The 13,197-nt window shown below is 48.5% G+C and carries 13 protein-coding genes; 4 read left to right on the forward strand and 9 right to left on the reverse strand.

The window, feature by feature from the left end; genetic code table 11:
• The first annotated feature begins 357 nt into the window (after window positions 1–357).
• From AC5JLB_RS09025 to AC5JLB_RS09035, 3 genes are all read left to right on the forward strand, one after another.
• Window positions 358–873, forward strand: a complete 516-nt coding sequence (locus tag AC5JLB_RS09025; protein ID WP_495873496.1) for a response regulator — start codon at window positions 358–360, stop codon at window positions 871–873.
• Window positions 874–883: 10 nt separating this feature from the next.
• The gene (locus AC5JLB_RS09030) at window positions 884–1,600 is read left to right on the forward strand and encodes a Crp/Fnr family transcriptional regulator (RefSeq protein ID WP_495873497.1); all 717 of its coding nucleotides are present in this window, start codon (window positions 884–886) and stop codon (window positions 1,598–1,600) included.
• Between the two features lie 121 nt (window positions 1,601–1,721).
• The gene (locus AC5JLB_RS09035; RefSeq protein WP_495873498.1) at window positions 1,722–2,111 is read left to right on the forward strand and encodes a response regulator; all 390 of its coding nucleotides are present in this window, start codon (window positions 1,722–1,724) and stop codon (window positions 2,109–2,111) included.
• 99 nt (window positions 2,112–2,210) lie between these two features.
• Here AC5JLB_RS09035 and AC5JLB_RS09040 read toward each other — a convergent pair whose 3' ends face one another.
• From AC5JLB_RS09040 to AC5JLB_RS09050, 3 genes are all read right to left on the reverse strand, one after another.
• On the reverse strand, window positions 2,211–3,323 hold the full coding sequence (locus tag AC5JLB_RS09040; protein ID WP_495873499.1) for an alpha/beta fold hydrolase: 1,113 nt from the start codon (window positions 3,321–3,323) through the stop codon (window positions 2,211–2,213).
• Between the two features lie 198 nt (window positions 3,324–3,521).
• Entirely contained in the window at window positions 3,522–3,923 is a 402-nt protein-coding gene (locus AC5JLB_RS09045; RefSeq protein WP_495873500.1) for an ExbD/TolR family protein, read from the reverse strand.
• 89 nt (window positions 3,924–4,012) lie between these two features.
• Window positions 4,013–4,747, reverse strand: a complete 735-nt coding sequence (locus AC5JLB_RS09050; protein ID WP_495873501.1) for a MotA/TolQ/ExbB proton channel family protein — start codon at window positions 4,745–4,747, stop codon at window positions 4,013–4,015.
• Window positions 4,748–5,089: 342 nt separating this feature from the next.
• Between AC5JLB_RS09050 and AC5JLB_RS09055 the strand changes: the two genes are divergently transcribed.
• On the forward strand, window positions 5,090–6,763 hold the full coding sequence (locus AC5JLB_RS09055; RefSeq protein ID WP_495873502.1) for an energy transducer TonB family protein: 1,674 nt from the start codon (window positions 5,090–5,092) through the stop codon (window positions 6,761–6,763).
• A 400-nt stretch (window positions 6,764–7,163) separates the two neighbouring features.
• On the opposite strand, the gene AC5JLB_RS09060 is transcribed toward AC5JLB_RS09055, so the two are convergent.
• From AC5JLB_RS09060 to AC5JLB_RS09085, 6 genes are all read right to left on the reverse strand, one after another.
• Entirely contained in the window at window positions 7,164–7,964 is an 801-nt protein-coding gene (locus tag AC5JLB_RS09060; RefSeq protein ID WP_495873503.1) for an ABC transporter permease, read from the reverse strand.
• Window positions 7,964–8,674: an ABC transporter ATP-binding protein gene (locus AC5JLB_RS09065; RefSeq protein ID WP_495873504.1), complete on the reverse strand. Its 711-nt coding sequence runs from the start codon at window positions 8,672–8,674 to the stop codon at window positions 7,964–7,966. The genes AC5JLB_RS09060 and AC5JLB_RS09065 overlap by 1 nt, the downstream gene beginning before the upstream one ends.
• An 86-nt stretch (window positions 8,675–8,760) precedes the next feature.
• Window positions 8,761–10,062 carry an MFS transporter gene (locus tag AC5JLB_RS09070; RefSeq protein ID WP_495873505.1) on the reverse strand — a complete coding sequence of 434 codons (1,302 nt, stop codon included), beginning with the start codon at window positions 10,060–10,062 and terminating at the stop codon, window positions 8,761–8,763.
• A gap of 13 nt (window positions 10,063–10,075) precedes the next feature.
• Complete coding sequence (locus tag AC5JLB_RS09075; protein ID WP_495873506.1) at window positions 10,076–11,137, reverse strand: ABC transporter substrate-binding protein; 1,062 nt, start codon at window positions 11,135–11,137, stop codon at window positions 10,076–10,078.
• 16 nt (window positions 11,138–11,153) lie between these two features.
• The gene (locus AC5JLB_RS09080; RefSeq protein ID WP_495873507.1) at window positions 11,154–12,200 is read right to left on the reverse strand and encodes an ABC transporter substrate-binding protein; all 1,047 of its coding nucleotides are present in this window, start codon (window positions 12,198–12,200) and stop codon (window positions 11,154–11,156) included.
• 14 nt (window positions 12,201–12,214) lie between these two features.
• Window positions 12,215–13,186, reverse strand: a complete 972-nt coding sequence (locus AC5JLB_RS09085) for a ferredoxin family protein (RefSeq protein ID WP_495873508.1) — start codon at window positions 13,184–13,186, stop codon at window positions 12,215–12,217.
• Window positions 13,187–13,197: the final 11 nt, after the last annotated feature.

Here is a 13,197-nt window from a genome sequence, read left to right on the forward strand (position 1 = left end):
AATAAGAGTAGCAACGGGCAGAACATAAGAGCAGCAACGAGTGGAGCAATTGGAAAGGTATTTACGCTCGTAGACGTCGATCCGCATAGCTTTGATTAGTTTTTGTAGTAGGGTTAAGTTTACCTGTTGCGATCGCTACAAAAGAAAAGCGTCTTCCGAGCTTGCTTTTTTAATTAGAAAATCCTTAGTACGCAATCGTACTGTAATTTCTGCGGGGCATAATTACTCTTGGAATATAGACCGTTATATGGGCGTTATATGGAAATTCATCTCAGTTTTATTTACTCATAAAATATTTTGCAAACGTGAGTTGGATGCTTGGTAACCTCCATTGTCATAAAATTCTTTATTACTACAATGGCTAAGTTCTCTTCGCTATTTAGGGGTTTACAGATTCTAGTAGTTGATGCTCACGCTGACTCCAGACGATTGTTGTCGATGTTCTTCGATTTGTATGACATCACCACGGTTGAAGCAGCCAGCGCAAAAGAAGCTCTAAGTATCTTGAATCAAACGCCGCCCGACCTTCTGATTAGCGAACTCCGCTTACCGGATGAATCTGGCTACTCACTTATGCAGAAGGTGAAAGCAGCGTTTAGCACAGCGCCCAACACAGGTAGAGCGGCACATGCTGAGATTCCAGCGATCGCACTTACTTGCCATGCAAGTAAGTGCGATCGTGAAGAGGCGATCGCTGCTGGCTTCTCTCGACACGTTTCAAAGCCGTGTAATTTGGACGAACTTCTAGAAATCGTTATTGATTTAACTCAGTACCATCGCGTTCCGATAGGGTCTAGCGGAACCAGTTATGCCCTCTGCTGTGAGGGCTGTTCCTCTCTTAAAACAGACTCTGAAGACACTCCCCATTTCTAAAGCTTTTCTCGTGCCTGCTAAAAATTATCTGCTTAATCTATTCTCCAAAGAACTTTACGAAAAACTTAGTCCTTCTTTCAAAGAAGTCTTCTTTGAGACGGGAGTTGTGCTTCATTATCCAAGTGAGACGATTGAGCAGGTCTATTTCCCGCTTAATTGTCTCGTGTCGGTCACAATCTCGATGAACAACGGCGCGACGGCTGAAACGGCTTTGCTAGGGAAGCACGAGGTTGTGGGCATCAACGCCGTTCTTAGCAAAAGACCGACAACAACCCAGACAACCTATATGGTTCAGCAAGAAGGCAGTGTGCTTAAAATTGATGCTAAAGTTTTGCGTCAAGAATTTAACCAGAGTCAGGAACTGCGGGATGTGCTACTGGACTACACTCAAGCTCTGATTGCTCAGGTTTCTCAAACTGCTGCTTGTAATAGTCTGCACCCGCTAGAGCAACGCTTTGCACGTTGGCTTTTAGAGGTACGATCTCGCAGTGAATCGAACGATCTGAAAATAACGCAGGAATTTATTGCGCATATGTTAGGCGTGCGGCGAGCCGGAGTGACGCAAGCCGCTCAAAAGTTTAAAGAAAAAGGGCTGATTCGCTACGGGCGTGGACACATCCAGATCATCGATCAGCAGGGGCTAGAATCCTCTGCCTGTGAATGTTTTAGCTGTCTTAGAAAGGAGTACAATCGCTTGCTGGGAGGAAGGCAAGATTTAGTGTTGTAGACCTTTTGATCAGTGGTGATAGCGTCTTTTAAAGGGCGATGAGATCGCCCAACCACTGGTCTATACCCCTACTGAAGGTAAGAACATCGCTAAGCAAGATTTTTGAGCCGTGACTTTTATTATGAGTGAGAAAATAAATCAGACCATTTTGCTAGTCGAGTCCGATGATGAGACTCGCCCTTTATTGCAAGCTAACCTCCGGGGTTGGGGCTACCAAGTGATCGCCACGGTGGATGAGAAGGACGCCATTGCACACACCTCTCACGTTGGTGGTCAGATTGACCTAATTCTGATTAACCAAGTTGGATTCACAATCGAAGACTATATCAATGTAGGACTGCGTATTCAGCGATCGCTAAACTTGCTGCCAACTCCAGTCATCATTATGGCAGAAGGTTTTAGCGAGGAGCTAGAAGGCAGGACAATTCAGGTTGGTAAGAATGAATATGTGATTTATATGGAAGATGCAGAGCAATTGATTACTCTTCTGAAGGAGCTTCTTTTGCGTTAGCGGGTATTGATGCTCTTGAACAGGGCGATCGTCTACAGAGTTGTGCAGAGTGCCACTCGCGCTATTGAATCCCGATGGAAAGCGCCGCGATCGCATAAGCTACCGTTGCTGCCATCCTCCGAACGATCGCACCGCTTCAGCAAACTGAGCATTGCGCTCCATCAAGCCCATGTGTCCAGCAGGATGCAGAACAAGCAACTCTGCTTTAGGAATATCATGACTGAGACGACGATGAGCCGACAAGAGAGTAGCAATGTCAGACTGACCCGCAATAACTAGCACCGGAACATCAATATCCAATAGCGTTTGGGTCTCATCGAACTTCAACATTGCCAGCATACCTCTTGCCAGCACGCCTGGAGAAGCTAACAATCCTAAACGAGTTGCGAAGTCAAGTTGTCCCCGCGTCTCTCGCCCGGTGAAGCCAGACAGTTCTGTTGTCAGGTACATTGAACCATTGAGGTAGCTCAATCCACTGATGAGCCAAGCCAAGGGTGATAGAGCAATTGTTAGATACAGCAACGGCTCAATCAACGGCTTCTGTAACGGAGTGAGCATTCGATGGAGAATTGCAGTCTTAAGCGGATTCGTGTAGGTCGTATCGGCTAAGATTAGCCCAGCGACGCGTCGTTCTAAATGCTCTGGAAACAGACGACAAAAGGTGAGCAGGATCATGCCACCCATACTGTGACCCAACAGCAGGACAGGTTGGTCTCCGGCTAAAGATAACACCGCTTCGAGATCACGGGCATACTTCTCGATCGAATAGTCGCGATTTTTTGGTTTAGTAGATTTGCCTAATCCTGGCAAATCCCAAACAATCAGATGAAATTGCTCTGCAAGCTGTTTCTTGGCGTAGTACCAAACGGTGCTGTTGGGTCCCCAACCATGGGTCAAAATCAGCGGTGGTGCATCCGGTGAACCGTAAAACTCAACGTGAATTTCGCTGCCATCGGGACGTGAGATTCGCTGTGTCTTATGACTGCGCTGCATCTTGGGTTCATCCTGACCAAAGCGCCGCAGTAAAAGGGTGATCGGCAAAAAACCCACGCACGACCAAATAACCAGTGCCCATCCCGAAATCAACCAGGCGCGGTCAAGCAAGTCTTGCTCGTACCACTCGTGAAGTATGTAGATGCCGCTACCAAGCAGGGCGATCGAAATCAGTCCTCCAATCCACCGAAATAGAAAATCAAGCGGCGTAAACACCATATGTCAAAACCTCTAAAGAGGATGAGTGGCCAGTCTGACCATATAGGTGGAGCCAAGATTTTCACAACATCCAAAGGTTGGAAATAGAGCAAGGTTGAAAATAGAGCAGTACGCTACTTGATATAGATTCCTTAAATTAGTTTGCGATCGCTGAATTGTTCGAGCTATTCAAGGATTTGCTTGGTCAATGTGAACGTTTTATTTCTTTTTCGTTGCGATCGCCATTTTCACACCGTCAATTTTGCGAACCTCATCCATCACGGCAACAACTTGACCGTGACCTACTTTCTCATCTGCATGAATCACCACAACAGGTTGCTGATTTGCTTGCACTAGTGTTTTCACACCCGTTTCAAGTTGCTCTAATTGGATCGGTTTGCGGTTTAGCGCAACTTGACCGTCAGGCTGAATACTCACCGCAATTCGAGTCTGCTGCTGGCTTTTCGCGGTTGTGGCTTGCGGAAGATTGAGCGGGAGTCCTTCCGATCGCGTCAGAAACAACGTTGACATAATAAAGAATGTCAGAATCGAAAAGACCACATCGAGCATTGGAGTCATGTTTAACTCAAGGGGAGAGTCTTGTTCTTCAGGCGCACGCATAAAGGATATAGGGTAGGGTTTGGACGATAGATGAGCAGAAATTCAGATGAGCAGAAATTGCTGGAGCAACTTCTATAAGTAGGTGGCTGTTATGAATAGGTAGACTGTCCGCCATTTGAGGCGAGGTGACGGATTGCTGCCGATAGCTGATTAATCAACGACTGATCGACATCGTGATCTCCCACCGTTTGGTTCCGCCGATCACAGCGCTTGCGATACACAAGTTCCAGTTGTCCGCCATATTCCTGAATCACCGCCATTTGCTGCTGATACAAGTTTCTAAAAATGCTGGCAAAAAAGAGACAGACTGTTGCAACTACCAGCCCCGCTGCCGTCGTAATCAGAGCTTCACTAATTCCCGCCGAAACGCCTGCGGTCTTTGTTCCACCAATGTCACCAACATTTAGTGAACCAAAGGCAGTGATTAGCCCCGTGATTGTTCCTAGCAATCCGAGCAATGGCGCTAAGCCAACGAACATTTCGAGAATGCTCCCAAATCGCTTCATTACTGGAACTTCTGCCTGTAGCTCACTTTCCATAGCAAGGCGAAACTCCTCAGGTGAGGGATTTTCTAGGGTAAAGGCAGCTGAGAAAATGCGTGCGATCGGTAAATCAATATTGCGCTTAACTTTCTCTTCTACAAGTTCAGGCTGATGTCGGTATAACTCAACCAATTCTTTTGCAAAGCGGGGCTGCCGCTTGACAACTCTTGACCAAAATCGAACTCGTTCAGCAATTAATGCCGTGGCGATAACCAAAAAGCCAAAAAGAATGAAAATAACCAACTGCCCGCTTAAGGGCATCTTTGACAAAACTTCTAGCATGAGTCTGCTCCAGCAGCGATTCGGCACAACAGAAAATAGAGGTAGCAGATAGGAGCATCACATAATGCAACTGCTTCTCAATATCGACTCCTCAAGTGAGCGTAAATCTAGCGGTCATCCCTGTCAAGAGTTTACTCACAAATAACAAACTAAATACGGGCTGAACAACCCTCTTTTGCTCCCTAAACCCTAATCGGCTCAGCGCTTTTGATCACTTATGCAAAAAACCAAGCATTACAATTTGAGCAACAGCTTTTGAAAAACGATCTATTGACAGGGATCATCGACTGAACTAATCTGACAAGGAGGAAATTGTCAACTGCAACTATTTATCAATAGCTCATGAGTTTCTCCAAAATCGCCTCTGAGCAGCGGGAGAAAGAGTCCGCCCTGCTAAAAAGATTCCTGTCACGCGGATTTCCGAGTGCGATCGCGCTGCACATTGTGCTACTCGTTCTCTTTGCGTTTGCGTGGCGTCCGTTGCCAGAAGTGGCTGAGGCGCAGGATGAGATTGAGATTATCGCCGACGATCAGCCAATCGAAGAGCCGCTAGACGCTCCAGTAGGTGAAGATGCAGGCGGCAGCGGCGGCGGCGACGAGCAGTTCTCTTTGTTTAATCCAAATCCTGCTCCGCCGCCTACTAGTGATTCTATTGAGGTTGCAGTTGCTCCAGTAGTCCCTCTTGACCCGATTGAGACACCTCCACCCATCGAAGAGCCGGAGGTCGTTGAAGAAACCCCTACTCCTACACCAACTCCAACTCCTACACCAAGCCCTAGTCCGACACCAAGCCCTAGTCCGACTCCTACTCCAAGCCCCACACCAAGCCCTAGCCCCACACCAAGCCCTTCACCAAGTCCATTTCCGACTCCAACGCCTTATCCCGATGCGCCGCCGAGTCCAAGTCCTTCACCGACTCCTCAAGCCGCAACCCCTTCGCCGAGTCCTTCACCGACCTCAGTTGCAGCGGCTTCCGGCGCTCAAGATAATGCTGATAATCAGCAGAACCAGAATAGTACCGCTGACAGTGCGAATCAGAACGGCGCAGGTCAAAATGAAAATGCTGCAAGCGGAACTAGCACAGGTAGTGGAAATGGCACTGGAAACGGTGTTGGAAACGGTACTGGAAACGGAATCGGTAATAGTGGTACCGGAAATGGTGTTGGAAACGGAAACGGGAGCGGCACTGGGAATGGAACCGGGGCAGGGCAACAAGGTCGAAAACCGGATGCGCCCAAGCCGCAAACTTCTCCCGTAGCAATTCGGCAAGCTCCGCCACGAGAGGATTCTGATCCACCGCGATCGCGCAAGAACAAGCCCAAATGCAAAGACAACTGTAGTTTAGATGAATACTTAGGGGCAGAAGGATCGGCTCGGTTTGATTTTGATGTTGATAAAGACGGCAAGCCAACAAACATTCGGTTGAGAACATCGAGCGGCAATGCAGAGGTCGATCGTAAAGCGCAAGAAGCGATCGAACGTCGTCGGTATGAAGCTTCCGAAAATGGTTATCAAGGACAGCGCATTCGCGTAACTTCAGAGATGGAAAACTCTGATTTCCAGCGCCAAAATGCTGAACGCCGTCGAACCGAGGAAGCGCAACGGGCAGAGCAGGATGCCCAACGCGCTGCACAGGAGCGCTTAGAGCAAGAGCGGCTTCAGCGTGAGGCGCAGGAGAGCCGTCCACCTGCCGCCGCTTCACAACCAACTACACCTCCAGCATCGGCACCGCCCGTAGAATCGACTGTACCTCCATCGGTGGCACCGTCTCCAGAAGTGACTCCTGTGGAGCCTCCTCCAGAAGCACCACCCGTTGAAGCGCCTCCTGTAGAAGCACCGCCGCCTGCGGAACCACCTCCAGAAGTGACTCCTGTGGAGCCTCCCCCTGCCGAAGCACCGCCCGTCGAAGCACCTCCAGAAGCACCACCCGTCGAACCGCCTCCTGTGGAAGCACCACCACCTGTAGAACCCCCTGCCGAAGCACCTCCTGCAGAAGCAGCACCTCCAGGTCAATAAGGCTGTATCTAAATTAGCGAACAGTTTCTTTGGAGTTGAGTTTAGTGCTAAACGCAACTCCAACACGGATTCTATGACAATAGACTTACTGATAGGGAGACGATCCAAGGAAAACGAAAACGCAAGAAATAACGGCTCCTATAACAACTTTGATGTCTAAAAGATCTGGGCGATTAGCAGAGGTATGAACAAATTTATCAATATCAGTGTCTCTATCCATTAATACTTGTATTCATCTTCGCATTGGCATCTTATCTAACGCGGCCGACATATCCAGATAGCGATCGCTAAACTGCTAAATCAGTTCAGAAAGCAGAAAATTACAAGTACAAATTGAAAACTCAGTTTTGAGTTTCTGAGAACGTTCGATTGTGCCCGCTTCAATGCAGCAGAATTTCATCTATTTAACCTTGTTCAATCGTTCTAGACGAAGCTGATGTTCTTGGCTAAATAGCACTTGAAACGTCAGCAATACAACGCCGATCGTTCCTAGCGCAGTACCAGAGGCAATCATAAAGATGATGACAATCTGATAGCGGACAGCATCGATCGGACTTGCTCCTGCTAAAATCTGCCCTGTCATCATTCCTGGTAAACTGACCAATCCCATCACCAGCATCGAGTTGATCGTCGGAATCATCCCCGTCCGCAGTGCTTCTTGAATCGGCTTGTGGGCTGCCTCCCATCGGGTTGCGCCTAGCGCCAAAAACGCTTCGATCTGCTCCCGACGGCTCACCAAGTCCTCAGTGAAGCGATCGAGCGCTAGAGAAATGCCTGTGAGAGCATTTCCTAACACCATGCCCAGAAGCGGAATTATATACTGAGGGTCGTACCAGGGTTCAACACGAATAATGCCACTCACTGCTAGCCCAGTCACCAAAAACGAAGAGGTCAGAATTGAGAAAAAGCTGTTCCAATAGATGCGTTTAAACCGTCTTCGAGTCCGATCGACCGCAGAAGCACCCGCCATAGCTGTCATTGCCAGCGCCACCAGCAGAACCCAGAGCGGATTGCGGAGCGTGAAAACCCATTCTAAGACATATCCCACAAGCAAAAGTTGAACGATCATCCGCACTGAAGCGATCGCTAAACGACGCTCAAGCCCTAATTGGAGAACAACAGACAGAATCACGTTAATTAAAATCAACGCCGCCGCTAAAGCGAGTTGTCCATTGCTGATCTGAATGTAGCTCTGCTCCATCACCCTCCTCCATTCAAGGTAATTTGACGATCGGTGATCCGTTGAAGCTGAGTTGGATCGTGACTCGTCCAAAGATAAGCTGTTTGTGAAGTCTCAGCCTGCCAAGCTTGCACCAATGCTTCGAGTCGTCGAGCGGTTTCCACATCCAGCGAAGCTGTTGGCTCATCGAGTAGAAGAATGCGCGGCGAAAGCTGTAAGGCTCGTAAAAAGGCAACAATTTGAGCTTCTCCACCTGAGAGGACTGCACTGGGTCGCTGCAAAAAATCTGCTGTCCGTCCTAAGAGCTTGAGATAATGCAAAATTTGATTGCGATCGTAAGTGCGATCGCGATGAATTGCCAATCGATACACCTGCTGAAGATTCTCTTCAACGGTTCCTTCTGTGAGTGCAGGGCGTTGGTGAAGATAAATCACGTGCGATCGATAGCGTGGCATAAACTGACGCTCCATCGGTTGCCCATCGAAGATAATGCGCCCTGCCTGAACCGGATCAAGACCTGCTAACGCCCGCAGTAATAAGCTTTTTCCAGCACCTGAAGGCCCCACAACAGCGATGCGATCGCCTGGAAAAACATCAAAACTAATACCCTGCCAGATCCACTGTCCCTGCAATTGTCGGCTTAAATTGACGACTGAAAGGAGAGAGCCATGAGCAAGCCCCGCTTGAGTATCTCTCTGTTTAATTGGCTCATTCATTGGCTCAGTTGTCACTGGCATCTCCTTGGTCAAAACCCTATTTTTGTCAACAACCCTATTTTGTCAACAACCCTATCGATATTTAGTCTAGGTCGTCAGTTTCATTTTGTTGAAGTTGCATCATGGTCGGGTAAAGTGCGTTCTACCCGACGCACGCTGGAGAACGCATACCCACCTAAGCCGACTAGAACGAGTCCTAACGAGGTGATGATATACAGAAGCGCTACTCCTGCACCCTTTCCAGTGCCAACGATGCTACCAAAAATAGATGTTAGCCCGCTGCTAGTCATCATTGCAGGCTCAAACACTCGATCGGCAAGCGGTCCAGCAATCAGCAGCGCGATCGCGGAAACGAGCTGTAAAATTAGCGATCGCGCCGCAAGAACCCGTCCCTGGACATCGGGGTTCACCTTTGCTATCCAGATGGCTTGTTCAGAACTGGTGAGCAGCGGAAAATTGAGCGAAGAACAGAATTGAGCAGGAAACCAGACCGACGGCATCCGAGCCAGACCAAAAATCGTTTTGCTCAAGCCCGCCCCGATCATTCCCAACAATACCCCGTGAATGCGCCGTTTCGGTCCTCCCCAGACACTTAAAATCAATGCTCCAGTCACCCCACCTAACCCTGCCGCAGACGCGATCGTGCCGAGTATCCGGGCATCATTTCCGGTGCGGGCCAGAATTAGAGGGGCGTAGACGGCACCTCCTACATCATGAGCAAACCAAAATAGAGACATTAAGATAACCATCGCCCGTAAGCCAGGACGTGCGGCAATGTAGCGAAAGCCAAAAACAAGTTGATGCCAGATTGTGGTCGCCGTTTGGTGGTCTTTCTGGCTGAATTCGAGTTGAGGAATCCGCATGGGCAGGACTGTTATCAACGCAATGACGAAAGCGATCAGGTCAATAATGGCAATCCCTCCTAGCCCGATCGCGGCGTAGAACGCACCCGCCAAAGCCGGCGCGAGAACAATTGCTCCATAATGAATCGAGGCATTGAGGCTGCTTGCGCGCCCATATTGATGTTTAGGAACCAGCAGAGCGATCGAAGCCGAGTGAGCAAGCGCCTGAATTTCGATAAAAATTCCTTCGATCGCTCCCAGCGCATAGATATGCCAAAGTTGTAACTGCTGAGTGAGAAACAGACACAGAATCGTCAGCGTCGAGAGCGCAGCCATAGTATCCCCAATCAGCAGCAGCCATTTGCGATTCCAACGGTCTATAATCAGGCTGGCAAAAAACATGACGAAGATGCTAGGCAGGGCAGAAAAGAATCCCACTAATGCCAGTGCGGTTGCTTGTCCTGTGAGTTCCCATGCCCAAATCTGAATCGCAAAACTGGTCATGCGGCTACCAAAGGTAGAAACAAGCTGACCTAGCCAAATGATAAGAAAAGTACGCATGGGGATGTAATGACTAAGTTTCAGTCTCTACGTTAGGCAGCAGTGCTTTAGCGGGCAGCAGAAGCTCTTGAACTTGCTTCAGGATCAGTTCAGCCGCGATCGGTCCTTCAATGCGGCTCCAAAGTTGATAATCGACAAAGTGAACTCGTTTGGCTTGACTCGCAGGCAGCGATTGAAGAATGGGATTTTTGCTCCATTCTTTCTGAACTTGCTCTACGGTACTGTTGCCACTTGCCATCACAATAATGGTATCAGCATTAATTTGAGGCAAGGCTTCTAGAGAAATGTTGATTTCGCCAGAATTCGTTGTAGGCACTACAAGCTGAAAGCCAAGATCTTTGAGCAATCCACCTGCATATGTGGTGTCGGTAAAGACTTCAATCTGATTTGTTGCCGAAACTGCTACTAAAAGGAGCTTCGAGGTTTGAGTAATCGGTTTGAGCTTATTTCTAGCGATCGCGATTCGCTGCTGATGTTGCTCGATCTTTCGTTGAGCCTGAACCTCTCGATTCAGCGCCTTGCCCAACTTCAAAAGGCTGTCCTGCCAACGCTCTTGATTAGATGGCTCTAGGGGTAGGGTGGGCGCAATTTTTGCAAGCGGCGGATAGAGAGAGGGTTCGATCCGTCCTAAGATCAAATCAGGCTTTAGTTTCAGAATGGCTTCAAGAGAAGGAGTTTGCCATGTGCCGACATGAATTGGAGGCTGAGTCACGCGATCGCCAAGATACTTAATTTGTACTGTTGGCTCTCCTGAATTTGGAGAACCGACTAAAGCGCGTCTGTCTTCTGCATAGCCTACGGGTTGTATTCCTAGTGTTAGGAGCAGATCAAGCGCATGGGGATCAAGCGCAACAACACGCTGAGCTTGATCACAGATCCTCGTGACTCCCGATCGGTGCTGGATACTTCGACAAGATGCCTCTGAGCCAACAGACGAGGTATCTACGCCCTTCTGAGAAGCCGGATTACCGCAGCCTGCGATCGAGAAGAGTGTCAGAGTCGCGAGCAAGAGCGACTTGTTAGCAACTTGTGCATGAAGCCAGTCTTTCTTGATCCTTTGAGCCGTTGGTGCCACTACTTGTTCTCCACCGCTACTGCTTTTTCTGCTCGACTAAATGCTGAAAGAGATCATCTAACACTTGGTTTGCCCCAATCATTCCCCATCCGGCAACCCAAATATAACCATCTACTTCATACACTTTGTTCTCTTTAACAGGCTTCAACTGTGACCACAGTGGATGCTGCTTAAACTGCGTTAGGTTCGATTCGTTGTGATCTCCCAAGAGCAAGAAAATGGCATCCCCGTCCATTTGAGGAATTAGCTCTAAAGACATGCGTTCCCACAGTTTGTCTTTATTCTGAGCAGAAGGACGGGGCAAACCCACTTCTTGCAAAATCAGTCCGCTGAAGGACTGTTTCATATAGATACGAACATTGTTTTGCCAGAAATTAACAACCGAGATCTGGGTTTGGGGTCGACGATCGCCCATCGATTTCTTGAAAGTTTGCACTCGTTGTTCGTAGTTTTGCAACAGCTTTTCTGCTTCTGGAGTTTTACCCAACGCTTCCGCTTCTTTTTTCAACCATGTTTTCCACAAACGGTTGTCATCAGTTTGAACAAAAACTGTTGGCGCAATTCGAGCTAGTTTGTCGTAGACCTCTTTGCCATCCCAAGTTGATCCCAAAATCAGATCTGGCTTTAGCAGAAGGATTTTTTCTAAGTTAGGTTGGCTATACGTTCCGACATTTTCAATGCCTTGAGTTTGATTGGCGAGATAGTCGATAAACTTGCCGTTGTCGAGCGTAACTGCTCCAACTGGTTTCACTCCCAAAGCTAAAACATTATCAAGATTGCTCAGCACAACCACTCGTTTCGGATTGGGCGGAACACAGGTCTGGCCCATGCCATGTTTTACGGTTCGGCAGGGCGTTGTTGCAGTCGGAGCGCTAGGCTTATTGCTATTTGTCGAATTGCAGGCTGACAACAGCAGAACTGTGAGGGGAATGAGTAGCGATCGCTTGACTACATTCAAAGCGACTGAAATCCCCTCGTCTTTATTTAGAGAGACAGGGGGGATCGAGTATGGTTGATTGGCTGACGAAGAACCGTTTAACAACGATCGCAAAAGTGTTCGCATCCGATTTGATACCTTCAACGCATGTCTGAGCAAGAGAGCCTAACGAGATTTTCAGCGGTGTATTGAGACATGGCGTAAGTATCTGTGCTGCCACAGCTACCCCGCAACTGCAAAGCCTTGCTGACACTCTCAACGACATTCGCTTGATAAGTTTCTAGGGTTTGATTGAGTGTTGCAAAGGTAATTTCAACCCGATTCTGGCTTTCGTCTTCGTTGTGATCAATCATGCGACCCATCACTTGATAGTTAAACCAATCCCAGCCGTGTTTCAGAAGCAGTTCTCGCTCTAAAACTTGCGCTGCCCAAGGAAGAATACCCCAACCTCGGTAAATTTGGTTAAAGCATTGAATGTCGCCGCTTTGGGTCAGAATTGCTGTCAGCGATTCTTGGTCTAGCCTGCCGTAATATCTGCCATCAGGAAACGCGATCGCAGTCGGCGCAAATCGATGTCCGCCAATATGACTGGCTTGCCAAATTCGCACCTCTGGATTCAGTGCCAAACGAGCAACGGTCGCGATCGCTTGGCGATAAAACGAGTGACCATACTTCGCACAGCATTTATCATGGCTGCCATGCGTACAAACGAGAATGTCTCTGGTTTGGGTTTCTACAGGTTCATCGCTCAAGCGATCGCTAGACAAGTAATCGGTTACAAGCGGTGCTACTGCTTCAAGGTTAGAAACCTGAAACTCTTGCTTGCTGTATCCCCCTGAAAGTCCGTCTTGCTGACGAAAAATCAGGACGCTGGTATGCTCTTGCTTCGGTCGATCGCGGTGAATCAGCAAAGGTCTGATAGACCGTTTATCTTGCTTGAGTTCTTGAACCAGGGTTCGCAAACTGGCTGGAATGTCTTTGGAATCAAAGGCATTCGCTGACCACGGTGGAGGGCATTCTACAAGAACGTAGATTTGAGCAGCTACAGCAGAGCCGATCAGGTCTTCACCCGCCTCCTGGGACTCCTCGGTGCAAAAGAAACTGTCTACCATTAGAACACATC

The organism is Myxacorys chilensis (assembly GCF_059505265.1).